This is a genomic window from Arthrobacter sp. P1_B9 (genome assembly GCF_056406495.1).
In genome coordinates, this window is sequence record NZ_JBFUAA010000015.1 from 71,467 (window position 1) to 96,559 (window position 25,093).

General features: G+C 67.1%; 25 protein-coding genes. 7 read left to right on the forward strand and 18 right to left on the reverse strand.

Translation table 11 applies throughout. The features are described 5' to 3' along the window. Positions 1-33 precede the first annotated feature (33 nt). A complete protein-coding gene (locus tag AC1D1A_RS17735) occupies positions 34-810 on the reverse strand; it encodes a hypothetical protein (RefSeq protein WP_476872079.1) in 777 nt (258 codons plus the stop codon). A 102-nt stretch (positions 811-912) separates the two neighbouring features. Then, positions 913-1,488, reverse strand: a complete 576-nt coding sequence (locus tag AC1D1A_RS17740; RefSeq protein ID WP_476872078.1) for a helix-turn-helix domain-containing protein — start codon at positions 1,486-1,488, stop codon at positions 913-915. 282 nt (positions 1,489-1,770) lie between these two features. Here AC1D1A_RS17740 and AC1D1A_RS17745 point away from each other — a divergent pair, with 282 nt between their 5' ends. After that, on the forward strand, positions 1,771-3,294 hold the full coding sequence (locus AC1D1A_RS17745) for a sodium:solute symporter family protein (RefSeq protein WP_476851375.1): 1,524 nt from the start codon (positions 1,771-1,773) through the stop codon (positions 3,292-3,294). Between the two features lie 108 nt (positions 3,295-3,402). On the opposite strand, the gene AC1D1A_RS17750 is transcribed toward AC1D1A_RS17745, so the two are convergent. Next, the gene (locus AC1D1A_RS17750) at positions 3,403-3,639 is read right to left on the reverse strand and encodes a hypothetical protein (protein WP_079550403.1); all 237 of its coding nucleotides are present in this window, start codon (positions 3,637-3,639) and stop codon (positions 3,403-3,405) included. 234 nt (positions 3,640-3,873) lie between these two features. Here AC1D1A_RS17750 and AC1D1A_RS17755 point away from each other — a divergent pair, with 234 nt between their 5' ends. Then, complete coding sequence (locus tag AC1D1A_RS17755; protein WP_476873512.1) at positions 3,874-5,166, forward strand: VIT1/CCC1 transporter family protein; 1,293 nt, start codon at positions 3,874-3,876, stop codon at positions 5,164-5,166. After that, complete coding sequence (locus AC1D1A_RS17760) at positions 5,166-6,125, forward strand: matrixin family metalloprotease (protein WP_476948332.1); 960 nt, start codon at positions 5,166-5,168, stop codon at positions 6,123-6,125. The genes AC1D1A_RS17755 and AC1D1A_RS17760 overlap by 1 nt, the downstream gene beginning before the upstream one ends. 4 nt (positions 6,126-6,129) lie before the next feature. On the opposite strand, the gene AC1D1A_RS17765 is transcribed toward AC1D1A_RS17760, so the two are convergent. The 5 genes from AC1D1A_RS17765 to AC1D1A_RS17785 form a co-directional block, all read right to left on the reverse strand. Then, entirely contained in the window at positions 6,130-7,263 is a 1,134-nt protein-coding gene (locus AC1D1A_RS17765; RefSeq protein WP_476948333.1) for an LOG family protein, read from the reverse strand. 108 nt (positions 7,264-7,371) lie between these two features. Continuing rightward, the gene (locus AC1D1A_RS17770; protein WP_476948334.1) at positions 7,372-8,148 is read right to left on the reverse strand and encodes an SDR family NAD(P)-dependent oxidoreductase; all 777 of its coding nucleotides are present in this window, start codon (positions 8,146-8,148) and stop codon (positions 7,372-7,374) included. A 27-nt stretch (positions 8,149-8,175) separates the two neighbouring features. Continuing rightward, a complete protein-coding gene (locus tag AC1D1A_RS17775; protein ID WP_476948335.1) occupies positions 8,176-9,549 on the reverse strand; it encodes an MFS transporter in 1,374 nt (457 codons plus the stop codon). A gap of 193 nt (positions 9,550-9,742) precedes the next feature. Then, complete coding sequence (locus AC1D1A_RS17780; RefSeq protein WP_079550394.1) at positions 9,743-10,450, reverse strand: FadR/GntR family transcriptional regulator; 708 nt, start codon at positions 10,448-10,450, stop codon at positions 9,743-9,745. A 14-nt stretch (positions 10,451-10,464) separates the two neighbouring features. Continuing rightward, positions 10,465-10,959 carry an SRPBCC family protein gene (locus AC1D1A_RS17785; protein ID WP_230008250.1) on the reverse strand — a complete coding sequence of 165 codons (495 nt, stop codon included), beginning with the start codon at positions 10,957-10,959 and terminating at the stop codon, positions 10,465-10,467. Between the two features lie 39 nt (positions 10,960-10,998). Between AC1D1A_RS17785 and AC1D1A_RS17790 the strand changes: the two genes are divergently transcribed. Next, positions 10,999-11,772 carry a gamma-glutamyl-gamma-aminobutyrate hydrolase family protein gene (locus AC1D1A_RS17790; protein WP_476931864.1) on the forward strand — a complete coding sequence of 258 codons (774 nt, stop codon included), beginning with the start codon at positions 10,999-11,001 and terminating at the stop codon, positions 11,770-11,772. Positions 11,773-11,793: 21 nt separating this feature from the next. Here AC1D1A_RS17790 and AC1D1A_RS17795 read toward each other — a convergent pair whose 3' ends face one another. Genes AC1D1A_RS17795 through AC1D1A_RS17820 form a run of 6 tightly spaced genes read right to left on the reverse strand, consistent with a single transcriptional unit; the run spans position 11,794 to position 17,784 of the window. Then, the gene (locus AC1D1A_RS17795) at positions 11,794-12,828 is read right to left on the reverse strand and encodes a Gfo/Idh/MocA family oxidoreductase (RefSeq protein WP_476948336.1); all 1,035 of its coding nucleotides are present in this window, start codon (positions 12,826-12,828) and stop codon (positions 11,794-11,796) included. Further along, a complete protein-coding gene (locus tag AC1D1A_RS17800; protein ID WP_476948337.1) occupies positions 12,825-13,619 on the reverse strand; it encodes a TIM barrel protein in 795 nt (264 codons plus the stop codon). Before AC1D1A_RS17800 ends, AC1D1A_RS17795 begins: the two co-directional genes overlap by 4 nt. Next, a complete protein-coding gene (locus AC1D1A_RS17805) occupies positions 13,619-14,722 on the reverse strand; it encodes a Gfo/Idh/MocA family oxidoreductase (RefSeq protein ID WP_476851301.1) in 1,104 nt (367 codons plus the stop codon). Before AC1D1A_RS17805 ends, AC1D1A_RS17800 begins: the two co-directional genes overlap by 1 nt. A gap of 31 nt (positions 14,723-14,753) precedes the next feature. Continuing rightward, complete coding sequence (locus AC1D1A_RS17810; RefSeq protein ID WP_476851300.1) at positions 14,754-15,671, reverse strand: ATP-binding cassette domain-containing protein; 918 nt, start codon at positions 15,669-15,671, stop codon at positions 14,754-14,756. A gap of 15 nt (positions 15,672-15,686) precedes the next feature. Next, entirely contained in the window at positions 15,687-16,736 is a 1,050-nt protein-coding gene (locus AC1D1A_RS17815) for an ABC transporter permease (protein WP_028275613.1), read from the reverse strand. Between the two features lie 52 nt (positions 16,737-16,788). After that, the gene (locus tag AC1D1A_RS17820) at positions 16,789-17,784 is read right to left on the reverse strand and encodes a substrate-binding domain-containing protein (RefSeq protein WP_028275612.1); all 996 of its coding nucleotides are present in this window, start codon (positions 17,782-17,784) and stop codon (positions 16,789-16,791) included. Between the two features lie 348 nt (positions 17,785-18,132). Between AC1D1A_RS17820 and AC1D1A_RS17825 the strand changes: the two genes are divergently transcribed. Both AC1D1A_RS17825 and iolB read left to right on the forward strand, forming a co-directional pair. Further along, positions 18,133-18,873, forward strand: a complete 741-nt coding sequence (locus tag AC1D1A_RS17825; RefSeq protein ID WP_223914252.1) for a GntR family transcriptional regulator — start codon at positions 18,133-18,135, stop codon at positions 18,871-18,873. Positions 18,874-18,967: 94 nt separating this feature from the next. Beyond that, positions 18,968-19,864, forward strand: a complete 897-nt coding sequence (iolB, locus tag AC1D1A_RS17830; protein WP_476851298.1) for a 5-deoxy-glucuronate isomerase — start codon at positions 18,968-18,970, stop codon at positions 19,862-19,864. Between the two features lie 27 nt (positions 19,865-19,891). On the opposite strand, the gene AC1D1A_RS17835 is transcribed toward iolB, so the two are convergent. Together AC1D1A_RS17835 and AC1D1A_RS17840 are read right to left on the reverse strand one after the other, a co-directional pair. Then, entirely contained in the window at positions 19,892-20,719 is an 828-nt protein-coding gene (locus tag AC1D1A_RS17835) for an aldo/keto reductase (protein ID WP_476948338.1), read from the reverse strand. 46 nt (positions 20,720-20,765) lie between these two features. Continuing rightward, positions 20,766-22,031: an MFS transporter gene (locus AC1D1A_RS17840; RefSeq protein WP_476948339.1), complete on the reverse strand. Its 1,266-nt coding sequence runs from the start codon at positions 22,029-22,031 to the stop codon at positions 20,766-20,768. Between the two features lie 164 nt (positions 22,032-22,195). Between AC1D1A_RS17840 and AC1D1A_RS17845 the strand changes: the two genes are divergently transcribed. Beyond that, entirely contained in the window at positions 22,196-22,645 is a 450-nt protein-coding gene (locus AC1D1A_RS17845; protein ID WP_223915289.1) for a MarR family winged helix-turn-helix transcriptional regulator, read from the forward strand. Positions 22,646-22,746: 101 nt separating this feature from the next. On the opposite strand, the gene AC1D1A_RS17850 is transcribed toward AC1D1A_RS17845, so the two are convergent. Beyond that, a complete protein-coding gene (locus tag AC1D1A_RS17850; protein WP_476873505.1) occupies positions 22,747-24,162 on the reverse strand; it encodes a sugar porter family MFS transporter in 1,416 nt (471 codons plus the stop codon). Further along, positions 24,159-25,034: a sugar phosphate isomerase/epimerase family protein gene (locus AC1D1A_RS17855; protein ID WP_476948340.1), complete on the reverse strand. Its 876-nt coding sequence runs from the start codon at positions 25,032-25,034 to the stop codon at positions 24,159-24,161. The genes AC1D1A_RS17850 and AC1D1A_RS17855 overlap by 4 nt, the downstream gene beginning before the upstream one ends. Positions 25,035-25,093 lie beyond the last annotated feature (59 nt).

The window sequence follows — 25,093 nt, forward strand, 5'->3', positions numbered from 1 at the left end:
TCACCGCGCCCGATCTCACCAAGGAAAGGGAGGTCAGCTGTACTTGAGGGTGAGCAGCAGGCGCTTGAGCTGGCTGTACTGCTCCGTGGTCATCCAGGCTTTGGCGGCGTCGACGGAGGCAAACGCCGGGCTGCCGAAGAGCACCCTGGCTTCCGCCCCGCCGTTGGCGAAGCTGACGTAGGCGGAGCCGGAGTCAGAGACCGCGGGCGCGAAGTCGCGTTGCTTGCGCACGCTCATGTGGAAATCGGACTGGTCGGCAAGGGAATCGAACGCGAAGCCGAAGGCCAGCTGTTCGCCGTCCACATCTTTCAGCCCCGGCACCGGAGCGGTGTCCAGCACGGTGCGGGCCACCGGGCCGGAGGCGTTGCTGGCGCTGGTGCTGCTGGTGATGGAAGCCAGTTCGTTGCCGGTGGCGTCGGCGATGACCGCCTGCAGGCCCCGCAGCTTGGCCGCATTCTCGGGCGAGCCCACCAACCGGACGGACCAGCCGCTCGGATAGGAGAAGGAGAGGTGCCCGTCCGGGAAGGTGAAGGTTTTCACGCCGGCCACCGCGCTGGCCGTGGCCGTGGGCGCGGCCGGGACGGGGGTAGCGGAGGCGCTCGGGGCAGCCGAGGGCAGCGCCGAAGCGGCAGAGGAGGCGGTCGGGGCGGCCGCACCGGGTTCCTGCTGCGCCGGGGCCGCGGATTCACTGGCGGGACCGCTTGCCGTTTCGCCGGCCCGCTGGCCCGCGGCGGCGCACGAGCTCAGGCCTAGGGCGGCCGCGAGCGCGGCGGCCACGGCCAGGGACAGAAAGACGTTGTTGCGGTTCATGGATCCCCCAGTTGATGACGCGAGCGGATTCCGCTCGTCCTGTGTATCTCCGGCGTGCGCCGTGCGGATACTTTTGCGGTGGTTACGGATGCGTTCATGCCTTCAGCGGCTGGCGGCGGGCACGAGCACCCACAGCACCTCGACGGCGTCGTCCGTGGGATTGACCCAGGTGTGGGGTTCCCGGCCGGGGAACGTTACGGTGTCTCCGGTGCTGAGCTCGAATTCCTCATTCGTGAGGATCAGGCGGATGCTTCCCTTGACCACATGCAGGACGTCGACGTCGCAGTCCACGGCATAGAGTTCGGACTCGCCGCGCCCGCGCGGCTCGATCACGGCCTGGATGATCTGGACGCGGCGCTCGGAGCGCGCGGTCAGCAGCCGCTCGACGATCCCCTCGCCGCCGAGGGAGATTCGAGGGCCCTCACTCTGCTTCGTGAGGTGCGTTTCGGGGGCGGCGAAGAGGTCGCCGATAGAGATGGACAAGACCTGGCACAGCGTTACCAGGGAGGCAACCGAGGGCGAGGTCAGGTCCCGCTCGACCCGGCTCAGGAATCCCTTGGTGAGCCCGGTGGCGTCTGCGACCTGTTCAATGGTGAGCCGCTGGGACTGCCTGGCGGCGCGGATCCGCGAACCGATGGCAACGGGAACATTGCTCGGTTCAACTGGTAGTGCCTTCATTTAGGAACCTTTCACGGCCGGCCGCTTGGCCCCATCATTGGAGCAATCCTAGCGGGAGCGGGCCTTCGTGACGCGGAGGCGGCGGCACCACGCCCGGCGTCTTGACTGTTACCGGAGTCACAGCATACTCTTCTGGGCAACATGTGTTGCCTATAAGGCAAAACTGGGGGTTCCGACGGAAATCCTCCTCTAACCACTTCCCGCAGCAGCGGCCTTGCCGAACATACTGTTGAGGCCCGGCAGGCCCGCATCCGCTGTCAACCAGCTCCAAGGAGCCTTTATATGGACGCAACTTTCGTCAACATCGCAATCGTGGTGGTGTACCTGGCCGCCATGCTGGCGTTCGGATGGTGGGGCAAGTCCCGCACCAAGAACAATAGCGACTTCCTCGTGGCCGGCCGCCGCCTCGGTCCGTTCCTCTACACCGGCACCATGGCCGCCGTCGTCCTGGGCGGCGCCTCGACCGTCGGCGGCGTGGGCCTGGGCTACAAGTTCGGCATCTCCGGCATGTGGCTCGTCGTCGCAATCGGCGCCGGCGTCCTGCTGTTGAGCCTGCTCTTCGCCAGCACCATCCAGAAGCTGAAGATCTATACCGTCTCCCAGATGCTGACCCTGCGCTACGGCAGCAACGCCACGCAGACCTCGGGCATCGTCATGCTTGCCTACACGCTGATGCTCTGCGCCACCTCCACGGGCGCCTACGCCACCATCTTCGTGGTGCTCTTCGGCTGGGACCGCGCCCTCGCGATCGCCGTCGGCGGGGCAATCGTGCTGGTGTACTCGACCATCGGCGGCATGTGGTCCATCACGCTGGCCGACCAGGTCCAGTTCGTTATCAAGACGGTCGGCATCTTCTTCCTGATGCTGCCGTTCACGCTCAACGCCGCCGGCGGCCTCGACGGGATCCGCAGCCGGGTGGACGCCACCTTCTTCCAGATCGACGGCATCGGCGCCCAGACGATCATCACGTACTTTGTGGTGTACACCCTCGGCCTGCTGATCGGCCAGGACATCTGGCAGCGTGTGTTCACCGCCAAGACGCCTGAAGTTGCCCGCTGGGGCGGCGCCACGGCCGGCATCTACTGCATCCTCTACGGCGCAGCCGGCGCACTGATCGGCCTCGGCGCACGGGTGGCCCTGCCGCAGATCGACGTCAAGGCCCTGGGCAAGGACGTCGTCTACGCAGAGGTCGCCACCCACCTGCTGCCCATCGGCATCGGCGGCCTCGTGCTGGCCGCCGCCGTCGCCGCCATGATGTCCACCGCCTCCGGCGCCCTGATCGCGGCCGCCACCGTGGCCCGCGCCGATGTGCTGCCGTTCGTTGCCGGCTGGTTCGGCAAGACGGTCAACACCGATGACACCGACAACCCGGAACACGACGTCAAGGCCAACCGCATGTGGGTCCTGGGCCTGGGCATCGTGGCAATCGTGATCGCCATCGTCACCAAGGACGTTGTCGCGGCCCTGACCATTGCGTACGACATCCTGGTTGGCGGCCTGCTCGTGGCCATCCTTGGCGGCCTGGTCTGGAAGCGCGGCACCGGCGTCGCCGCCGCGGCGTCCATGGCGGTGGGCTCGGTCATCACGCTCGGCACCATGATCATCCTGGAAATCAACGCCGAGGTTCCGCTGGACGGCATCTACGCCAACGAGCCGATCTACTACGGCCTGGCGGCCTCCGCGGTCGTCTACATCGCGGTGTCGCTGCTGACCAAGCCGACGGATCCCGCGGTCATGCAGAACTGGCGCCGGCGTGTCGCCGGCCGCGCGGCCGAGGAAGAAAAGGCCCCGGCCCTCACGCACTAGGGCCCAGGCCCGGCAGGGTCTTGACCGCAAGTTAAAGGTCGACGGCGGCGCTCCCCATTCGGGGGCGCCGCCGTCGGCCTTCAGGCAACTTAACGGGCCGCGGGAGGATCACTCATTTTCCTCCGGCGCAAGGAATTCTTCACCTTCCACGGGCACCACCGGCTTCTCGTCGCCCAGGAAGTCTTCCGCGTCCAGGGGAACGAGCCGGTCGGCCTCTTCGAGAAGCTCCTCGTCCTCGGTCTCCGCGGCATCACTGACGGGCGCGTCCTCGGCGTAGTCGTAGGCGGGATCGGACTCGAGTGACTCCCGGGCCGGCTGGATGGGATGTGATGCGGTGCTATCCATGATGCAACCTCCATGCGGCTTCGGTGGCGGCAAGGCCCCGGGGAGCCCGCCCTGGGTTTCATTCGAACACCGCGGACCCGGGCGGTCAAGGGCTCACAATTGCTGCCGGAAAGCGGCTGCGGGCGGGCCCGCCGGAGCAGGGCAGTTACGGCCTCCCTAAACTTTCCACTGAGGATTGCCAGCCGGAAAAGCGCGGAAATACGGGGTAGTCTGGAGTCGCAATGGGGCCGGACCATGCCCGACCAAACCCAGGAGTTTTTCGTGTCTCAGCACACCGAATCGGACCGCAACGATTCTTCGCAGCACCACCCGACACAGCCCTCTTCGGTCCGCGATACGGACCCGCGCCCCGCCTCGCCGCACGCCTCTGCTGGCCCCGGGGCGGCTCCCTCCACTGCCGCTCCCGTCAGCGCACCGAGCCCGTCGCCCGCAACAGACGCGAGCGCAGCGCCCAGCGCAGCGGACATCAAGCGCTGGCGACAGTATCTCGCCGACGAACGTGCCGAGGCGGCCGTCTACCGGGACCTGGCGCAGAACCGCGCCGGGGAGGAACGCGCCATCCTGCTGGCGCTGGCCGAGGCCGAGGGACGCCATGAAGCGCACTGGCTCCAGTTGCTGGGCGATCACGCCGGCAAGGACCGGCATGCCTCCCTCCGGAGCCGGTTCCTGGGCTTCCTGGCCCGGCACTTCGGCTCGGTCTTCGTCCTGGCCCTGGCCCAGCGGGCGGAGAGCCGCTCCCCGTACGCCACCGAATCGTTCGCCACCCCGGCCATGGTCGCCGACGAGCAGATCCACGAAGAAGTGGTCCGCGGGCTGGCCACCCGGGGCCGCAACCGGCTGGCCGGAACGTTCCGCGCCGCCGTCTTCGGCGCCAACGACGGGCTGGTCAGCAACCTGTCCCTCGTCATGGGCATGGCGGCCTCGGGCGTGGGCAGCCAGGTGGTACTCCTCAGCGGCGTCGCCGGGCTGCTGGCCGGCGCACTGTCCATGGGGGCCGGCGAGTTCATTTCCGTGCGGTCGCAGCGGGAGCTCCTCGCCGCGACCCGACCCACCCAGATCACGTTGGCGGCGGCGCCGCTGCTCGATATCGAGCACAACGAACTCCTCCTCGTCTATCTGGCCCGCGGCATGTCCCGGGAGGCCGCCGAGCACCGCGTCGCGGAGCGGATGGGCCTGTTGGACTGCGACTGCGATCCCAGCCTGTCCCTGCGTCCGGAACTGCCCGAAAGCGAGGACCAGCACGAGGCGGTCGGCACCGCCTGGGGCGCGGCGGCGTCGAGCTTCTGCTTCTTCGCCTCGGGCGCGATCGTGCCCATCATTCCCTTCCTGCTGGGCATGACAGGACTCGCCGCACTGGTGGTTTCCGCGTCCCTCGTCGGCTTGGCGCTGCTGCTTACCGGCGGCGTCGTGGGCCTGCTCTCCGGTACCTCGCCCGCCACCCGCGGCCTGCGCCAGCTGGCCATCGGCATGGGTGCCGCGGGCGTGACGTACCTGCTGGGCATGGCCTTCGGCGCCGTGGTTGGCTAGTGGACGGCCCTGAATTTCGGGACCGCGGACCTCGGCACAGCCGGCCAGCCACCGCTCTGCGGATCATCAGGAACCTCGCCGCCGCTGCGGTGATCGCCGCCGGCGCCTTCCTCACCGCCGGACTCGTCTACGGCGATCCGAGGTTCACGGGCCTCTTCGAGGTCTCCCGAGGAACGGGGAACAACGCAGGGCACAGTGCAGAAAACAAAGCAGGCAGTGACCTGCAGGCACAGCCCCAGGCTGGCCAGAAATCCGGCCAGCCTGCCGTGCCGGCCGGCGAAGACCGGACGGACACTCCCCCGCCCGGGCTCGAGGAGCAGGACCACCCCCTCGGCGCGGCCCGGAAACCGGAGGCCGCCAGCACCTCGTACAAGTTCCTCGCAACGAATGACGACGGCACTCCGGTGGGTTACTCGCCGTGCCGCCCGCTGCACTACGTCATCAATGCCACCCTGGCCCCGCCGGGTGCCGAGCGGCTCGTGGACGACTCGATCAGGACGATCTCGGAGGCCACCGGAATCACCTTCATCAATGACGGCCCCACGTCCGAGGCCCCCTCGTCCACACGTGCGCCCTACCAAAAGGATCTCTACGGGGACCGGTGGGCGCCGCTGCTGATCGCCTGGACCACCCCGGAGCAGGCGCCGCAGCTCAAAGGCCCGGTGATCGGCACAGGCGGAAGCACACACTTCAGTTTCGGCGACGGCCCCAAGAGCTTCGTCACCGGCAGCCTGGAGCTGGATGCCCCGCAAATCGCGGAAGACCTGGACCGCTCCGAGGGAGCGGCCTATGCCACGGCCGTGATCCTGCACGAGCTCGGCCATGTGATGGGCCTGGAGCATGTCGATGACCCGGCCCAGCTGATGTACCCCGAGATCGGAGCCCCGGACGGGCTTGCCGCCGGCGACCTGAACGGACTCTACGAGCTTGGCCACGCCCAGTGCCGCAAGGATCTCTGACCCCCTAGCGCTCCAGCGCCTCAAGGGCTTCTTCGACCGTATCGACCAGGAAGATCCTTCCCTCCATCCGGCGCCCTGACGCCAGGCTCTGTAAGAGGGGCCAGGCCGGGAATCGCCGCAGCCAGTGTTCGTGCCCCACCAGGACCATGGGAGTGACGGTTTCCGGAGCGGCGTAGTAGTTCTCGCAGGCGTCCTGGAAGATCTCCTGGACCGTGCCGCCCGAACCCGGCAAAAAGACAATGCCGCCGTTGCACAGTTCAAGCAGGATGGCTTCCCGGATGGCATTCGCGAAGTATTTGGCCACATGCGTGGCGAAGAAGTTCGGTGGTTCATGGCCGTAAAACCATGTGGGAATCCCCAGCGACGGCACACCCTCCGGGTGGCGTTGGGCGACCGCCGCGGCCGTCCGCGCCCAGGCGGCCACCGAGGGGCGGAAGGACGGCACCGCCGAGAGGTCGGCCAGGGCCCGCCGGAAGTCCGGTTCGGGGGCCTCGCTGAGGAAGGCGCCAAGATTCGCGGCCTCCATGGCCCCGGGGCCGCCGCCCGTGGCTACCACCCGGCCGCTGCGGGCCAGCAGCCGGCCCAGCAGCGCGGCTCCCTCAAAGACGGCGGTGCCGCGACGGGCAATGTGTCCGCCCATGACCCCCACCATCGTGCGGCCGGCGCGGAGATAGGTGCCGGCCAGTTCGTCGAGGGCCACGCCGATCGAGTGGTCATGCAGGGCGGCGGCCAGTGTCGCATCAAGCCGGCGTCGCTGGCCCGGCCGGATGCTCCACTGGTACACCCGAGCGTCGAGCGTGTCCTCGTAGGGTGAGGTGGCGATCCCGGAATAGAGTTCCTGCGGCGTGTACAGCTGCCCGCGGTAGGGGTTGAACGGCACGGCCGTGAGCCGGGGAAAGATGAGGGCGCCCCGGCCGCGCAGCAAGTCCTCCACACCGTCGTCGAACCTGCAGCCCAGGAAGACCGCGCCCTGGGCCTCAAGCGCCCCCAGCTGTGCCCGGCGGCCCCGCAGGTCCAGCGACTGGACATGCCAGCCGTGCATGCTGCGCGCCCCCGCCGCGACCAGCCGGTCGAAACCGGCAAGGCTCTCGACCTCCAACGTGCGGGGGCTGGGGTGAAGGCTGCGGGCGGCGTTCATGGAGCCAGCCTAGACCGTGGCCAAGCTCCCCCGTTGCGCTATCACTCTTGGTGGCCATTCCGGGATCTGAAGGCCCAAAAGTGATAGCGCAACGGGGGTGCGTGCGGGTTAGGAGACCTGGAGGCCGCCGTTGATGTCATAGGTGGCCGCGGTGATGTAACCGGCGTCCGGGCCGAGCAGGAAGGCGATCAGGGCCGCCACTTCCTCGCGGCTGCCGACCCGACCCATCATGATGCCCTCCGACATCTGCGCCTTGCGTTCCTCGCTCAGGGTGCCGCCCATGATGTCGGTGTCGATGGGGCCTGGGGCGATGGCGTTGACCGTGACCCCGAACTCGCCCACCTCGCGGGCCAGGGCGCGGGTGAATCCGATGATCCCGGCCTTGGAGGCGCTGTAGGCGACCTTTGAGTAGGTGCCGCCGCCCCGCTGTGCCGAAATCGAGGAGATGCTCACGATCCGGCCGAGCTTGCGCTCGATCATGCCCTTGAGCACGCGCTGGGAAACGATGAAAGATCCGCGCATGTTGATGGCGAAGACCTTGTCCCATTCCTCGACCGTGGTGTCCATGAACGGCGTCGGGGAACTGATGCCGGCCAGGTTGGCCAGCGCGACGATCGGGGGCAGCGAGCCCTCGATCTCGGTGATGGCCCGGTCAACCGACGCGGCGTCGGAGACGTCCGCACCGACGCCGATGGCCTTGACCGCACGGTTGGAACCGATTTCGGCCGCAGCGGCGCTGGCGTCCTCGGCATTGATGTCCAGGATTGCGATGGACCAGCCCTCGCTGGCCAGGCGGTCGGCGGCGGCACGGCCGATGCCGCGGGCTGACGCGGCTCCGGTCAGGACCACGGTGCGTTCAGTGGGGAATGTGGTAATTGATGTCATGACGAAGATTCCTTCGGGGGGTTCGGATCAGGATACTTTGGCCGGGTCGACGGCGGCAGCCGCTGCGACCGCGGGGTCAAGGCTGGCGTCGCCTTCGGGGCGCCGGTGAGCGTACAGGTAGGTGGCCACGGCCGTGAGGCACAGGCACAGGGACAGGAACAGGAGCCCGCTCTGGTTGCTTCCGGTGGCGTCCTTGAGGAGGCCGACCGCGTACGGGGAGATGAAGCCGCCGAGGTTTCCGAGGGAGTTCACCAGGGCCAGCCCGGAAGCGGCAGCCGCACCGGTCAGCGCCGCGGAGGGCATCGAGAGGAAGGGGGCGATCGCCCCGTAGATCCCCATGGCGGAGAGCGTCAGACCGACCATCGCGAGAATCGGGTTGACCGGGAGCAGGTAGCCGGCGGCCACGAGCCCGACGCCCGCAAGCACCATGCTGACCGAGGCGTGCCAGGCACGCTTGCCGGTCCGGTCCGCGCGCTTGCTCCAGAAGTAGACGAATACTGCGGCCACGGCATAGGGGATGAAGACGATGAAGCCGACCTCTGCCGTGGAGAACTTGCCCAGGGCCGCGACGATGGTGGGCATCCACAGGCCCAGGCCGTAAATCCCGCACACCAGGCCGAAGTACAGGGCGGAGTAGACCAGGGTGCGCTTGTCCTTGAGCCCGGCCATGAAGTTGTGCTTGCCCGACTGGGACTTGGCGGCCAGTTCGGCGTCCATGGTGGCGGTGAGCCAGTTGCGCTCGTCGGCTTCGAGCCATTTGGCGTCCCGCGGACGGTCCGTCATGAGGATGGGTGTCAGCAGGCCGAGGGCGATCGCCGGGATGCCTTCGATGATGTAGAGCCACTGCCAGCCCTGGAGGCCCATGACGCCGTCCATCTGCAGCAGGAGCCCGGACACCGGGGCGCCGAGCGCGTTGGATACGGGCTGGGCAAGGATGAAGATGCCCAGCACGGTGACGCGCTGCGCGGCAGGGAACCACAGCGTCAGGTAGAACAGGATCGCCGGGAAGAACCCGGCCTCGGCGGCACCGAGCAGGAACCGGACAATGTAATACGTGGTTTCACCGTTCACCAGGCACATGGCGGTGGCGAAGATGCCCCACGTGATCAGGATGCGGGCCAGCCATTTCCGGGCTCCGAACCGGTACATGCCGGCGTTGCTGGGAACCTCCAGGAGGGCGTAGCCAAGGAAGAAGATGCCGGCGCCCAGACCGTAGGCAGCGGAGTTCAGGCCGATGTCCTCGCTCATGGTGAGTTTGGCGAATCCGACGTTGTTGCGGTCCAGGTAGGCAACGAAGTAGAGCAGGACAATCAGGGGCATGACGCGGCGGCGGACCTTGCGGAGCGTGCGGTCGCCCAGTTCGCCGAGTCCGAAGGACTTGGGGGTTAATGAAGTCATCATCGACCTTCTTAAATGTTTTCCTGCCCTGCGGCTGTGCCGGGTGAGGAAAGCGGTGGATTGGGGTGGTCATCCTGCCCGCCTGGAAGCGTGTGCTGCAGGATACTTGTTGAGTCAGATGTCAGACATCTGATTCACGAACTAGCCAAAATCTTAGAATGTGATTCGGATTACGTCAAGAGTCCGGAGGCGGACGTCAGGACTTGGCGCCCCGGACGTAGCGCTCGTAGTCCGCATTGGTCTGGTCCATGTGCTCATCCATCGCCTGCCGCGAGCGCTCGGCGTCGCCGCTCAGAATGCTGTCCAGGACCCGCTGGTGGTAATCGATGGCGTGCTGCTGGATCACCTCGACGGCCGACGTTTCGCGCCGGGTCACGTACAGCAGCTGGCCCAGCTGGGCGAACAGGGCCCGGACAAAGGGGTTGCCGGACGCCTTCAGGACGGCGTCGTGGAAACCAATGTCCGCCTCCACGAAGCGGTCCAGGTCGCCGGAGTCGTGGAAGCGCTTCATGTCCGCGATGCACTCGCGCATGCGCTCGGCCTGCTCCGGGGTATAGCGTTTGGCGGCGAGCGCCGCGGCCCCGGTCTCCACCATGCGGCGCATCTCAATCAGCCCCACCGAGACCTGGTCGGCCGCATTGCCATGGGAGGCTGCCTTGAAGATCGCGTCCAGACCGGTCCAGTTGTCCGTGGGATTGACGAAGGTTCCCCGGCCGGCCTTCACATAGAGGATGTTTTGCGCCCGGAGGGCTTTGAGGGCCTCACGCACGGTGAGCCGGCTAACGCCGTAGGCCTTGGCGATGTCGGCCTCGGGCGGAATCGGGTTGTGGGGCAGGAGCTTTCCGTCAAGGATTTCGGTCAGCAGGCCGTCGACGAGATCGTCGACCAGTGTCCTGCGGCCCATCCCAGTTCCCACCTTCAGTCTCGTTTCGTGCTGCCATCCACATTACCCATGTCCGGGTGCGCAGCCATGTAGGCGTCGAGCTTGGCAAGCGTCTGTTCCAAATTGACCGGATGGCGGCGCAGGTAGCCGGCCAGCCGGAGAAAGCTCTTTCCACGGACCCGCCGCGCGTCCCATTGCTCGGTCACCAGCGTGCCGGGGGTACCGTCCGGGCCCGTGGCCGGATCCAGCAGGTAGCGCCACACGTGGCCGTAGAAGTGCCGCCACGCGATCCGGTGGCCTTCCTCGAACTCGCAGACCCTGTTCAGGATCTTGTAGTTCACCCGCATGCGCATTTGCATGCCGAACCTGGCGCCGAGGTACAGCCGTCCGGGCCCGCGCGGCTGGACGCCCTTGACCGTGTCCGAGCCGTCGATCACGCTGTGCAGGGCAGGCGTGGCGAGCACCTCGAAGATGGCTTCGGGGGCGGCGGCGATGTACCGGCTGCGGGACACGAGATAGCGGGGATTCATCTAGTAATCCTAGTCCGCGATCGTGTTGCAGAATGAGGCATGCAGACTTCCCGCAACCCCCTTCGCGGCCGGCCGCGCATCGGCGTTCCCGTCCGCCTCAGCAGTTCCTCCGATCCCGACCCGCGCGTGGCGGAAGCCAACGCATTGTTCGAGTACATCGTGGGGCTGCTGCGCGAGGGCGGCGGCGAACCGGTGCTGCTCGACGCTTCGGGGCCCGACGACGGCGGCCTCGCCGCGGCGATGGCCTGCCTTGACGGCGTCGTCCTTCCCGGCGGCGGGGACCTCGACCCCGCCCTCTACGGCGAGCTGCGCGGTGACGTCTGCTACGACGTCAGCCCTGCCCAGGACGCGCTGGATCTCGCCGTGGCGCGTCTTGCGATCGACGCCGGGCTGCCTGTGTTCGGCATCTGCCGCGGGCATCAGCTGCTCAATGTGCTTTACGGCGGGACGCTCATCCAGGACATGGCGCCGGGGACGGTGGCGCACCGCGAGCCCGCGCCGGTGCACGGGGCCGGCCCGTGGGCCTGGCATGAGGTGGCGGTGCGGGCCGGCTCCAGGGTGGCCGCGCTCTACGGCGGCGGTTCCGGTGCCGTGAACGTGAAGATCGCCTCCGGCCACCATCAGGCCGTGGCCCGGGTGGCCGGAGGGTTGCAGGTGACGGCCGTGGCCGAGGACGGGACCGTCGAGGCGCTGGAGGATCCGGAGCGCTGGGTGGCCTCGGTCCAGTGGCACCCCGAGGCCCTGGAGCTCCCGGCCGGGGAGCGGCTCGCGCCGTTCCGGGCCTTCGTCGAGGCGTGCCGCACCCGGCCCTGAGCCGGACGCCCCGGTCCGTAATCAGCTGCCGACGCTCACCGTCACCTTGACCGGGGCACCGGTGGCCAGCGATTCCTGGGCGGCATCGGCAACCCGGGAGGCCGCGACGGCGTCTTCCGGAGTACATGGATTCTCCCGGCGGCCAAGGATGAGTTCGACGAACGCCTCCATTTCGGAACGGTACGCCGTCTCGAACCGCTCGGCAAACGTCAGATGCGGCTTCCCCGCGGGGAAAGCGATCCCCGCTTCGGCGGAGGCCAATGCCGTCTTGTCGTCCAGGCCCACCATCAGCGAGCCGCGGGAGCCCTGGATTTCCAGCCGGACATCATGGCCCGCCCCGTTGTAGCGGGTCGCCGAAACCGTTCCCACGGTGCCGTCGTCGAACGTCACCAGCGCGAGGGCCGTGTCCACATCGCCGGCCTCACCGATGGCCGGATCCCCGTTGTTGGAGCCCTTGGCGTAGACCTCGACGATTTCGCGGCCTGTGAGCCAGCGCAGGATGTCGAAATCGTGGACCGAGCAGTCCCGGAAGAGCCCGCCGGAGCTGGCCAGGAACTCGACCGGGGGCGGCGTCATGTCGCACGTGACGGCACGCAGGGAATGGATCCAGCCCAGCTCGCCGGCCTGGTAAGCGCGGCGGGCCTCCAGGTAGCCGGCGTCGAACCGGCGCTGATGCCCGATCTGCACCACGCCGTTCCGGTCCCGGATGTAGTCGAGCACCGGCAGGGCGTCGGCCACGTTCAGGGCCACGGGCTTTTCGCAAAACACCGGGATCCCGGCGTCCACGCCGGCCTTGATGAGCTCGGGGTGGGTTCCGGTTCCGGTGGCGATGACCAGGCCGTCCAGCCCCGAGGCCAGCAGCGTCTGGACCGAGGGCAGGAATTCGGCACCGAGACCGCTTGCCACCGTCCGGGCGTGCTCTTCGGCGACGTCGGTGAGGCGGAGGCGGACACGGATCCCTTGTGGGTTCAGGACCTCGTTGAGTGCGGCGATGTTGTTGGCGTGCATGACCCCGATCCGCCCAACGCCGGCGAGTCCAAGGATTACGTCTTTCATACTTCTACTCTCATGTTTGGTGCGGGCACGGTGAACGCCGCACGGAAGGCCTCCAGGGCCGCATAACTGTCGCCACTGGCCCACGCTTCCATGCCCACGGTTCCTTCGTAGCCTGCGTCCGCGAGCGCCCTGGCGACGGCCGCGTAGTTGATTTCCCCGGTTCCGGGTTCGCAGCGGCCGGGAACGTCTGCCACCTGGATTTCGCCGAGGTATGGCAGGGCGCTCCGGACGAGCTCGACCAGGTTCCCCTCCCCCATTTGGGCGTGATAGAGATCCAGCATGAGCCTGGCGTTCGGGTGCCCGGCCGCCTGCACGAGCGCCAGGGTGTCCTTGGCCCGTGCCAGCGGGATGCCGGGGTGGTCCCGGATGGTGTTGAGGTTCTCGAGGCAGAACGTCACCCCGTGCTTCTCACCGAGCTTCCCGAGCCGTTCCAGGGTCCGGGCGCCGGTGGCCCACATGTGTCCGCTGGAGCGGTAGACAGGCCGGGCCGCGTGGCCGTCGACGAGTTCCGCCGGGTGGACCACCAGCCGGCTGACGCCAAGTTCCAGGGCAGTGGGGATCAGGGACTCGGCGGTCCGCACCACCTCGTCCGCCGTGTCCGGATCCACGAGGCTGCCGGAGCTGTATCCGGTCATGGAGGAGAACACCGCCCCGGTGGCCTTGAGCGCGCCGATGTCCTTGGGCCGCGAGTCCCAGAGTTCGACGTCGAAGCCGGCCTCGTGGAGCCGGCGCACCCGCTCCGTGAACGGCAAGTCCGTAAAGACCATCTCAGCGCACACGGCGAGCCGCATCAGAGGACCACGTTCTCGTTGACGGCCACTGTGTTGACCGTTGCCGGGGTCCCCCGCTTGACGGACTCGATGCAGGCCAGCGCCACGGCCAGTGCGCGCCGGGCGTCGCTGGCTCCCGGAGTGAGAGTGAAGGGCTTCGACTCCGGAGCGGTACCGTCACGCCGGGCGCGCACGGCGTCGGCGAAGTCCGCCAGCTCGTCTGTGTAGGCCTGCCGGAAGAGCTCGACGTTCAGCCGTGGGGTGTCGGCGGACATCCCCTCGGCTGTGAACCGGCGGGCAGCGGTTTCGGTGGCGCGGCCGGCCTGGACCATGCCCTTGGAGCCGAAAACCTCGCCGCGGATGTCGTAACCGTACAGCGCGCTGAAGTTTGCCTCGGCGACGGCGATCGCGCCGTTGCTGTAGCGGATGGTCACGACGGCGGTGTCCAGGAACCCCTGGTCCCGCAGTCCCGGCTCCACAAGCGCGTCGGCAACCGCATAGACCTCCACAGGTTCGGCGCCTTCGTTGAACCAGTTCAGGGTGTCGAAGTCGTGGATCAGGGTTTCGAGGAAGATGGTCCACGCGGGGATCCTTGCGGCGTGGCCGATGCTCCCCGTGCCCGGGTCCCGGGTCAGCGAACGAAGCAGTTGCGGCTGCCCCACGATTCCGGCGGCGAGGTCCTTCTTGGCCGCTTGGAAGTCTGCGGCGTACCTGCGGTTGAAGCCGATCTGGAAGTGCACCCCGGCGGCGTCGACGGCGTCAAGGGCCGCGTCGAGCTCCTCGAGCCCCTGACCGGCGGGCTTCTCGCAGAAGACGTGTTTTCCGGCCGCTGCGGCCTGGCCGATCAGGGCGGAATGGAAACGCGCGGGGCTGGCGATGACGACGGCGTCAATCGCCGGGTCGGCCAGGAGATCGGCAGCGTCGGCGGTCACCTTCGCGGTGCCCAGGGCGCCAGCCAGCGCCCCGGCAGATTCCAGGTTCGGATCCGCGATGGCGGCAAGGACGGCGCCGGGGACCCGGCGGGCAATGCTCTCGGCGTGGAAGGCGCCCATCCAGCCCGAGCCGATAAGTCCGATCCGCACCGGCAGAACGGCGTCGGAGGCGTTGCGGTTGAGATAAGCCAAAGGCTTGTCCTTTCAGGAGTTGGGGCGGCCGTTACCCGTAGGTCTTGCCGGTGGTCTGGGACACGTCGGCGACTTCGCCCTGGACTTCCTTGACGACGTCGCTGTGGCCGCCGAGTTGTTCGAGTTCGTGGGCGAGTTCGGCGAGTTCCGCGCCGCCGGCCATCTGGGCGGTGAGCTCGTCCAGGGTGATGTCCTTCTTGTCGTAATAGCCGATCGACTTGCCCCGTTTGAGCAGCAGGAACCGGTCCCCGACAGGGAAGGCGTGGTGCGGGTTGTGGGTGATGAAGATGACCCCGAGGCCGCGGTCGCGGGCCTGCAGGATGTAGCGGAGCACCACGCCGGACTGCTTCACGCCCAGGGCCGCGGTGGGCTCGTCCAGGATCAGGACCTTCGCGCCGAAGTACACGGCCCGGGCGATCGCGACGCACTGGCGTTCACCGCCGGAGAGCTGGCCGATGGGCTGCTCGACGTCGCGCAGGTCGATGCCCATCGCGGCGAGTTCCTTGAGCGTGATGTCCTTCATCTTCTCGACGTCCATGCTCTTGAACGGGCCGAAGCCGGACGTCAGTTCCGAGCCAAGGAAGAAGTTCCGCCAGATCGGCATCAAAGGCACCACGGCGAGGTCCTGGTAGACCGTGGCGATCCCGACGTCCAGGGCGTCCCGGGGGGAGCTGAACTTCCGCTCCTCCCCCATGATCTTCAGGACCCCGGCGTCGTGCTGGTGCAGGCCGGCGATGATCTTGATCAGCGTGGACTTGCCCGCACCGTTGTCGCCCAGCACGCAGGTGACGCGGCCGTTGTCCACCGCCATGGTGACCTCGGAGAGGGCGATGATGTTCCCGTAGTGCTTCCCGACCCCGTCGAGGGAGAGCAGGTGCACCGGGGTGTGGGTGAGGGGATCGTTTTCGTTCTGCAGCAGGGTCTGCTGGTCGATCTCTTTGGCATTCATGGTTCCGGGGCCCTTCTACTTCAGTTCCGCGCGGCGCTTGACGATGAGGTTGACGATGGTGGCCAGCAGCAGCATCAGGCCCAGGAAGAACTTGAACCAGTCCGGGTTCCACTGCGCGTAGACGATGCCCTTGTTGGCCATGCCGAAGATGAACGCGCCGATCGCGCCGCCGATCGCCGAGCCGTACCCGCCGGTGAGCAGGCAGCCGCCGATCACCGCGGCGATGATGTAGAGGAACTCGTTGCCCACGCCCTCACCGGACTGCACGGTGTCGAAGGCGAAGAGGTTGTGCATGCCCAGAATCCAGGCGCAGAACCCCACGGCCATGAACAAACCGATCTTGGTGGCCTTGACCGGCACGCCCACGGCGCGGGCCGCGTTCGCGTCCCCGCCCACGGCGAAGATCCAGTTCCCCACCCGGGTCCGCATCAGCACCCAGGTCGCGACCGCGACGAGCGCGAACCAGTAGAACACGGTGATCTTGATGTCGACGCCGCCGACGCTCACCGAGGAGGCGAACACCGCCCGGGCCGATGCGAAACCGTCCATGGTCGAGATCGAGGGCGAAGACACCGAGCCGCCGATCAGCCGGGTCAGGCCCAGGTTCAGGCCGGTCAGCATCAGGAACGTCGCCAGGGTGACGATGAAGGACGGCAGCTTGGTCTTGATCAGAATCCAGCCGTTGATGAACCCGACGGACAGGGAGACCACCAGGGCCAGCCCGACGCCGACCCAGACGTTCGTGGTGAAGTACCAGCTGAACAGCGACGCCGTCAGCGCCGAGGTGATCACGGCGACACCGGTGGAGAGGTCGAACTCGCCGCCGATCATCAGCAAGGACACCCCCACCGCCATGATCCCGATCGTGGAGGACCCGTACAGGATGGTTGCCAGGGCACCGGGCTGGGTAAAGGTCGGGGACACCAACGCGAAGAAGATGAAGAGGACGATCGCGCCCACCAGGGCACCGACCTCGGGACGTCCGAGCAGTTTCTGGAACGGACTGCGCTTGGCGACGCGCTCATCGGGCGCCGGCGACTTTGTCTTGGTCTGGGTGATGGTCATGATAAGTCTCCTAGCCGCCGGGCCGGCCTGGGCCGGCCCGGCCAGCGGGCTGTTAGCGGACGCCCTGCTGGGCGAAGGTCAGGACATCGGCCGCATTGGATTTGTCGATGACCGCCGGGCCTGTCAGCACAGGCTGGCCGCCGCCGATCTTGAAGCCGCCGCGCTTGTTCTGCCAGATGGCGTCAACGGCTCCGTAGCCCTGCAGCCACGGCTGCTGGTCCACGGTGAACAGAACTGCACCATCCACGATCTTCTGGGCGAGCTCCGCGTTGAGGTCGAAACTGGCAACCTTGGCAGAGCTGCCGGCGTCAGTGACCGACTTGAGGAGAGTCAGGGTGATGGGGGCGCCGAGGCCGATGATGACGTCGGCGTCCTTGGAAGCCTGAAGCTTGGCAGTCGCGGTGGACTGAACGGAGGTCATATCCTTGCCGTCGACGTAAAGGATCTCCGTTCCGGGAACCTTCGCCTTGACGCCCGCGCACCGTGCTTCAAGTCCCACGTGGCCCTGTTCCTGAATCACGCAGACCGGGTGCTTGTAGCCGTCCGCGGCCAGCTTGGTGCCCACGGCTTGACCGGCGAGCTGCTCGTTGGAACCGAAGTGGGTGAATGCTCCGAGCTGGGAGGAGACCGATTCACCGGCGTTGAGGCTCACAATCGGGATGCCGGCGTCGGAGGCCTTCTTCAGGACGTCCTTGAGGGCTTCGGGCTTGGCGAGCGTGACCGCGATGCCGTCGACCTTCTGGTCAATGGCCTGCTGAATGAGCTGGGCCTGGCGCCCGGCTTCGGGATCGGACGTATAGAGGAGCTCAACGTTGTCCTTCGCCGATGCCTCCTCGGCGCCCTTGCGAACAATATCCCAGAAGGTGTCACCGGCTGCGGCGTGCGTGATAAGGGCGACCTTGATGCGGGAGGTGCTGGCTGCCTGGCCTCCGCCAGCCGCATTGCCTGAGTCTGCGGGCTTGCCGCCGGTGCTCGAACACGCGCTCAGGGCCAGCATGGGTACAACGGCCGCCACGAGGGTCGCCTTCCGCCACGAGAACTTGGTCACGATCAATCTCCTTTGATTCCGGGCCACGCCGGCCGCTTCATCGCGTCGGTCCATGAGCCATCTACAACCGATCATGGTGACTCCAATCACAGTTGTCAATAGTTTGTCCTGACATTAGGATGTTTGGACGTAACGAAGTGTGATCGGAATGTCCCATTCGCGGGGCTTGACGGGCCAGCGCCGACAGCCCGACCCCCGCAAACAAGGCCCGTCACAGCAGCCCTTGGCACCTCTTGGCAGCCCTGCTACTATCAGAAAAAGGCAGTATGTCCTATCAAGCGAACATACACTGACATACGCGGGCAGGCCGGCACGACGACCGCCGCGGAGCACAAGGGAGCATGCCCAGTGGCGAATCAACTGAATCTGCGGATCGACCGCTCTTCCCCGGTGCCGCTGTACCACCAAGTGGTCCAGGGCATCGAGGCAGCGATCCACACCGGGCTGCTGGAACCCGGCAGCAGGCTGGAAAACGAGATCGACCTGGCCGCCCAGCTGAACCTGTCCCGGCCCACTATGAGAAAAGCCATGGACGAGCTGGTCCGCTCGGGCCTCCTGGTCCGCAAGCGCGGCGTCGGCACCCAGGTGGTGTCCAGCCAGGTCCGCCGCCCACTGGAACTCTCCAGCCTCTACGACGACCTGAGCAACAACGGCAGCAAGCCCACCACCGACGTGCTCAGCTTCTCGCATGAGGAGGCGGACGGCGCGATCCGGACGGCACTGCAGCTTCCGGCCGGCGCCAAGGTCTACCACTTCACCAGGCTCCGGAAAGTGGGCGGCAAGCCGCTGGCCCTGATGGAGAACTGGGTGCGGGACGACATCACCGCCATCGACGAGGCAAGCCTGGGCTCGCAGGGCCTCTACGCCATCCTCCGCAACGGCGGCGTGAACTTCCGGCTTGCCTCACAGCGGATCGGCGCCATGATCGCCAATGACTACCAGGCGCCGCTGCTCGAGACCACCCCCGGCTCCGCCCTGGTGACCATGGAGCGCACCGCGGTGGACGACACCGGGCGCATGGTGGAAACCGGGCACCATGTCTACCGGGCGGATTCCTACAGCTTTGAGATGACGCTGGTCCAGAGGTAAGCGTCCAGAGTTAGGCGCCAGCGACGGGCGCAACCGGCTCCAACCCGCACACACACGCGCCTGCCTCCGGCGCGACAACGAAAGGGCAGCTTCCATGGCCAACTGGGTCTATCCGCTCGGCACCGCAGCCGAAGGCAAGTGGGACATTTCCATCGGGACGTCCGATTCCGGACTGGAGGTGGACGGCTGGGCGCATACCGGGCTGAAGGTTGCCACGCTCGCTGCCGGCGGCACCGTCAGCCTGGACGCGGCGGCGGAGGAACGCATCGTGATCCCGCTCAACGGCTCTTTCGTGGCGACCGTCGACGGGCAGGACTATCCCCTGCCCGGCCGGGACAGCGTCTTCAGCGGCCCCAGCGATGTGCTCTACACCGGAGCCGGCAAGGCAGTAACCATCACCTCGGCCGAGGGCGGACGGGTGGCCGTGGCCACCGCGCCGGCCAAAGCTTCCTACCCGACCCGCCTCATCACGGCCGCCGAGACGCCGGTGGAACTGCGCGGGGCGGGCAACTGCTCCCGCCAGGTCCACAACTTCGGCACCCCCGCCGCGCTGGAGGCGGACCGCTTCATTGTCTGCGAGGTCCTCACCCCGGCCGGCAACTGGTCCTCCTATCCCCCGCACAAGCACGACGAGGAAAAGGACGGCGAGACCAACCTCGAGGAGATCTACTACTTCGAAACCCGCGTCACGCCAGGGGCGCCGCCGCGGCCCGGCGCCGACGACGCCATTGGCTACCAGCGCGTCTACGCCTCCGACGAGCGGCCCATCGACGTTGCGGCCGAGGTCCGGACCGGCGACGTCGTTCTGGTGCCCTACGGCTGGCACGGACCCGCCATGGCCGCCCCCGGCTACGACATGTATTACCTCAACGTCATGGCCGGCCCTGGCCCGGTCCGCGACTGGCTGATCAGCGATGACCCGCACCACGGCTGGATCCGCCAGACCTGGGAGGGCCAGGACCTGGACCCGCGGCTGCCATTCGGCCGCTAGGCCGTTCGGCTGCTCAGGCGCTGACAGCTAGCCATTGAACGTGGCCGGGTGCGGTCCGGTGCGCCCGTTCCGCTCAAGGGCATTCACGGCCGCCAGTTCGCCCGCGGAAAGCTCAAAGCCGAACACCTCCAGGTTTTCCCGGATCCGGGCCGGCGTCACTGACTTCGGGATGACGATCCTCCCCTGCTGCAGGTGCCAGCGCAGAATGACCTGCGCCGGGGTTCTGCCGTGCCGCGCGGCGATCTCCGTGATGGCCGGATCCGCCAGCAGTGCACCCTGGGCCAACGGACTCCAGGCCTCCGTCGCAATGCCCTGCGCCGCGTTGAACACCGTCACTGCGTGCTGCTGAAGGGCCGGGTGCAGTTCCACCTGGTTGACGGCCGGCACCGTTCCGCCCAGGTCGATGAGCCGCTGCAGGTGTCCCGGCTCGAAATTGGAGACGCCGATGGCCCTGACCCGGCCGTCGGCAAGGAGTTTCTCAAGGGCCAACCAGGAGTCGGCGTACCGGTCCGATGCCGGCGCGGGCCAGTGGATCAGGTAAAGATCCAGGTAGTCGAGACCCAGCTTGTCCAGGCTCGCGTCGAAGGCGGCAAGGGCCGGTTCGTAGCCGAGGTCGTCGATCCAGAGCTTGGACGTGATGAAGAGCTCCTCCCGGGCGATCCCGGATTCCGCGATCGCGCGGCCAGTTCCGGTCTCGTTTCCGTAGATGGCGGCCGTGTCGATGCTCCGGTAACCGGCCGCGAGCGCCGCTGCTACCGCCTCGGTGGTCTCGGCGTCGGGAATCTGGAAGACGCCGAAGCCCAGCTGCGGCATCTGCACCCCGTTGTTGAGGACGATATGGGGCATTGAGTTCACGGTGTCTCCTGTTGTTGTGGTCGGGCGGTCTGTTCTGTTCGAGCGGTCAGCGGGCAACGGTTGCAGCCTCGGTGACCGGAAGGTCTGTGCTGGTTTCCGCCGCTGCAACGGCGGGCACGGTTGATGCGCCGGTTCCCGGCAGGTCGGCGTCGTGCTTCTTTGCGTGAGCCGCAGCGAACGCCATCACTGCCAGGCCCAACAGGGTGATCCCGGCGCCGGCCCAGATGGGCGAGGTGTAGCCGAGGCCGTCGGTGATGGTGACGCCGCCCAGCCAGGCGCCCAGGGCATTGCCGACGTTGAATGCGCCGATGTTGGCGCCGGAAGCCAGGGTGGGAGCGCTGCTGGCGTATTTCATGACGCGCATCTGCAGCCCAGGAACCGTGGCGAAGCCGAAGCCGCCCAGCAACACCATGGAGGCGATGGTCAACGGCTGGTTGCCGGCGGTCAGGGCGAAGACCACGAGCACCACCACCAGAATGGCGAGCACTACCAGCAGGGTGCGGTCCACATTCTTGTCGGCTGCCTTGCCGCCCACGGTGTTGCCGATGAAGAGCCCGACGCCAAAGAGGATCAGCAGCCACGGGACCGTGGTGGCGGAGAAGCCGGTGACCTCGGTGAGGGTGAAGGCGATGTAGGTGAAGGCGCCGAACATGCCGCCGTACCCAAGGATGGTGACGAGGATGGAGAGCCAGACCTGTCCGGACCGGAAGGCACGGAGCTCGCCGCGCAGACCGCCGGAGGCAGAACCAGGGGCTGAGTCTCCCGAACCTGTTCTGTGCACAAGGGCGAGGATGCCGGCCAGGGCGAGGACACCGATCACGGTGATCGCCCAGAACGTGGAGCGCCAGCCCGCGGCCTGGCCCAGCATGGTGCCGAACGGGACACCGAGCACATTCGCAGCCGTCAGGCCGGTGAACATGATCGCGATCGCGCCGGCCTTCTTGGTGGGCGCCACCATGCTGGCGGCCACGACGGCGCCGATGCCGAAGAACGCGCCATGTGCGAGGGCGGCAATGATGCGGCCGATCATCATTACCGAGTAATCCGGCGCGAGCGCCGAGACGAGGTTGCCGGCGATAAACAGCACCATCAGCACGGCCAGCACGGGCTTGCGCTCGAAGCGCGTCACGGCGGCGGTGAGACCAAGCGCCCCGACCACGACGGCGAGCGCGTAGCCGGAGATGAGCCAGCCCGCGGTCGCCTCGGTGACGTGGAAGTCTGCGGCCACTTGCGGCAGCAGGCCCATGATGACGAACTCGGTGAGTCCGATGCCGAACCCGCCGAGGGCGAGGGCTATCAGGCCAACAGGCATGGAGGTGCTCCTTACAAAGCTGTACGGGATGGGGTATGGCGCGTAAGCTAGTAGTTGCAGACGCGTTATTTATTCTTGCACAAGCAGATACAGCGCGCAAGCAACTATTATTTGATGTGCCCGTCACCACCCCGCCGGGCACGCGAGTTGAAGGGAAACACGTGATGGGCATCAAGGACGACGCCGTCGAGGTCCGGGCGCAAGGCTGGCGGACCCTGGCGGCCCTGCACGGGCTGATCGAGGCCGAGCTGGAGCGGTCCTTGCAGGCCGAGGCGCAGCTCTCGGTCGTGGAGTACACCGTGCTGGACGCGCTGAGCCGGCAGGACGGCTGGCACATGCGGATGCAGCAGCTGGCCCGTGCCACGGCGTTGAGCGCGAGTGCCACCACGCGCCTGGTCAACCGGCTCGAGGACCGCGGGCTGCTGACCCGGATCCTCTGTGCGGATGACCGCCGCGGAATTTACACCGAGCTCACCCCCAGCGGCATCGCCCTGCTCGAGCAGAGCAGGCCGGTCCACGACGCCACGCTGGAGCGGGCGCTGGCCGAGGCCCAGGAAGTCCCCGAACTGGCGCCGCTGGTCGACGCCCTCCCCCGGCTGCACGCCGCGGCCTAGCGCGGCAACCGCCTCGCGCGAGTACGCAGAAAGAACGCAGAAAGCCCCGCCGGGGACGAATCCCGGGGGGGCTTGTGCGTGCAGGGCTTTCTTGACTGCGGCTAGACGGTGACCGGTTCCCTGGCGGCCGCCTGTTTGAAGAAGTATTCCAGGTCCTCCAGGCTCTTGCCCTTGGTCTCCGGAATGTACTTCGCGGCAAAGGCGATGGCCCCGACGCCGAGCACAGCGAAGACGAAGAAGGTGCTGGACAGTCCGATCGCGGCGAGGAGCTGCGGGAAGCCGAAGCCAACCAGGAAGTTCACGATCCACAGCACGAAGGCCGAGGCGCCCATGCCCAGGCCGCGGATCTTCAGCGGGAAGATCTCTGAGAGCATCAGCCAGGTGACCGGTGAGATTGCACCTTGCTGGAAGGCCAGGAATGTCACGGTCAGGGCCAGGATGACGAAGCCCCGGGCGGGGCCCTCGGGGAGGATGAGAGAGAAGACGCCGATCAGGAACAGCGCCGTCGTGGTGCCGAGCTGGCCAGTGATGAGCATCCTCCGCCGTCCCACTTTGCCCAGCAGCCAGATGCCCAGAAACGTGGCGAGAACGGAGATGACCCCGTTGGCGATGTTGGCCGTGAGGGCCGCTTCGCGGCCGAATCCGGACTCGGCGAGGATCTGCGTGCCGTAGTACATGATCGAGTTGACGCCCGTGATCTGCTGGATGACCGCGAGCCCGATCCCCACCACGAAGATGTGCCGGAGCCACGGAACACTGAGGTCCTTCCAGGAGCCCATCTTGGCCTTGTAGTCCTCCACGGCCATGGCCTTGACTTCTTCAAATTCAGCCCTGGCCTCGGACTGGGAGCGGATCCGCTGCAGCACACTGAGGGTTTCGCCGAAGCTGCCCATCGATGCCAGCCAGCGCGGGCTTTCGGGCATGAAGTTCATCCCGACCCAGAGCGCGATCGCCGGCAGGGTTGCGATGACCAGCATCCAGCGCCAGATCCCGCCGGCCTCGCCGAAGCTGTTGCCGAGGTAGGCGTTGAACATGAAGGCCAGCAGCTGGCCCGTGACGATCATCAGCTCGTTTTGGGTGACAATTCGTCCGCGCCGGGCACTCGGTGAGACCTCGGCCAGGTACACCGGCACCGTCACCGAAGCCCCGCCCACGGCCAGGCCGAGGATCAGGCGTGCCAGGATCATCACCTCCGTGTTCGGCGCGAAGGTACACGCAAGGGTGCCGGCGAGGAACACCACGGCCAGCACCATGATCATTTTGCGCCGGCCGTGGCGGTCCGCCAGGCGCCCGCCGAAGAGGGCGCCAAAGGCCGCCCCGAACAGCAGCGAGGAGGTCACGAGCCCTTCGGTCAGTGGCGTGAGGCCCAGGTCCACCTGCATGTACGGCAAAGCGCCGTTGATCACGCCGGTGTCGTAGCCGAAGAGCAGTCCGCCGAAAGTGGAGACGATCGTCGCGGTCCGGAGGGCCCGTTTGTGGTTGACGGGCCGTGTCACCTCGGCGACGGGCGCCGTCATAGGCTCGCCTTCGCGACGCGCTGTTTCATGGTCTCCAGCTGGTACCGGGAGACGTCCGCGGCGTTGTCGTCCTCGGCGAAGACGCTGGAGACCATCACCGTATCTTCACGGTCCAGGAAGCCGATCTCCTGCAGGCCGCCGAAGAACTCGTCCCAGTTGACGTCGCCGTCGCCGATTTTCAGGTGCTGGTGCACGCGGACGGGGTTGCCGGGCGGGTTGGTGATGTAGCGCAGGCCGTGTGAGGCGTGGTGGTCCATCGTGTCGGCGACGTGGACCAGGCGCAGCTTGTCGCCCGCGGCCCGCATGATCTCCAGCGGTGCGTTCTTCATGTGGAAGCTGTGCGAGGCCACGTAGACCAGGCCAACATTCTTCGAGTTCAGCCCGCGGATCACGCGGATCGCGGCCAGGCCCTCCTCGACGAAGTCGTCCGGGTGCGGATCGATCAGCAGGTCGATCCCCTCCCGCTCGATGATGGGGAGCAGCTCCTCCATGGAGCGGTAGAAGGCCCGCTCGGATTCTTCGGCCTTCTCCGGCCGGCCGCTGAATTCGGTGTTCATGGTGCCAACGCCCAGGTCCACGGTGATCTGGATGGCGCGCTTCCAGTAGCGGACGGCCGCCTCGCGTGCGTCCTCGTCCGGGCCGGACCAGCGCAGCACGGGCAGCACCGACGCGATTTCGATTCCCGCGTCCTTGCAGGCCGTCTTCAGCTTGCCCACGAGCTCGTCGTCGGCCTTCGGGTGGTTGAAGAAGGGGATGAAATCGGCGTGCGGGGTCATCTGCATGTACTTGTAGCCGAGGTCGGCCACCACGCGCGGGAACTCGAGGAGTCCGTGGCTGTGGTGGAACGGCGTGGGATCTAGGGCGATTTTCACGGTGAACACTCCATTGTGGATCTGGCGGGCGTGCGGCCGGCCGGCGCGTTCTTTGCAGT

Excerpts from the sequence above, each read along its gene's own strand:
- AC1D1A_RS17735 (WP_476872079.1), bottom strand. The coding sequence starts at position 810 with ATGAACCGCAACAACGTCTTTCTGTCCCTGGCCGTGGCCGCCGCGCTC.
- AC1D1A_RS17740 (WP_476872078.1), bottom strand. The coding sequence starts at position 1,488 with ATGAAGGCACTACCAGTTGAACCGAGCAATGTTCCCGTTGCCATCGGT.
- AC1D1A_RS17745 (WP_476851375.1), top strand. The coding sequence starts at position 1,771 with ATGGACGCAACTTTCGTCAACATCGCAATCGTGGTGGTGTACCTGGCC.
- AC1D1A_RS17750 (WP_079550403.1), bottom strand. The coding sequence starts at position 3,639 with ATGGATAGCACCGCATCACATCCCATCCAGCCGGCCCGGGAGTCACTC.
- AC1D1A_RS17755 (WP_476873512.1), top strand. The coding sequence starts at position 3,874 with ATGCCCGACCAAACCCAGGAGTTTTTCGTGTCTCAGCACACCGAATCG.
- AC1D1A_RS17765 (WP_476948333.1), bottom strand. The coding sequence starts at position 7,263 with ATGAACGCCGCCCGCAGCCTTCACCCCAGCCCCCGCACGTTGGAGGTC.
- AC1D1A_RS17770 (WP_476948334.1), bottom strand. The coding sequence starts at position 8,148 with ATGACATCAATTACCACATTCCCCACTGAACGCACCGTGGTCCTGACC.
- AC1D1A_RS17775 (WP_476948335.1), bottom strand. The coding sequence starts at position 9,549 with ATGATGACTTCATTAACCCCCAAGTCCTTCGGACTCGGCGAACTGGGC.
- AC1D1A_RS17780 (WP_079550394.1), bottom strand. The coding sequence starts at position 10,450 with ATGGGCCGCAGGACACTGGTCGACGATCTCGTCGACGGCCTGCTGACC.
- AC1D1A_RS17785 (WP_230008250.1), bottom strand. The coding sequence starts at position 10,959 with ATGAATCCCCGCTATCTCGTGTCCCGCAGCCGGTACATCGCCGCCGCC.
- AC1D1A_RS17790 (WP_476931864.1), top strand. The coding sequence starts at position 10,999 with ATGCAGACTTCCCGCAACCCCCTTCGCGGCCGGCCGCGCATCGGCGTT.
- AC1D1A_RS17795 (WP_476948336.1), bottom strand. The coding sequence starts at position 12,828 with ATGAAAGACGTAATCCTTGGACTCGCCGGCGTTGGGCGGATCGGGGTC.
- AC1D1A_RS17800 (WP_476948337.1), bottom strand. The coding sequence starts at position 13,619 with ATGCGGCTCGCCGTGTGCGCTGAGATGGTCTTTACGGACTTGCCGTTC.
- AC1D1A_RS17810 (WP_476851300.1), bottom strand. The coding sequence starts at position 15,671 with ATGAATGCCAAAGAGATCGACCAGCAGACCCTGCTGCAGAACGAAAAC.
- AC1D1A_RS17815 (WP_028275613.1), bottom strand. The coding sequence starts at position 16,736 with ATGACCATCACCCAGACCAAGACAAAGTCGCCGGCGCCCGATGAGCGC.
- iolB (WP_476851298.1), top strand. The coding sequence starts at position 18,968 with ATGGCCAACTGGGTCTATCCGCTCGGCACCGCAGCCGAAGGCAAGTGG.
- AC1D1A_RS17840 (WP_476948339.1), bottom strand. The coding sequence starts at position 22,031 with ATGCCTGTTGGCCTGATAGCCCTCGCCCTCGGCGGGTTCGGCATCGGA.
- AC1D1A_RS17845 (WP_223915289.1), top strand. The coding sequence starts at position 22,196 with ATGGGCATCAAGGACGACGCCGTCGAGGTCCGGGCGCAAGGCTGGCGG.
- AC1D1A_RS17850 (WP_476873505.1), bottom strand. The coding sequence starts at position 24,162 with ATGACGGCGCCCGTCGCCGAGGTGACACGGCCCGTCAACCACAAACGG.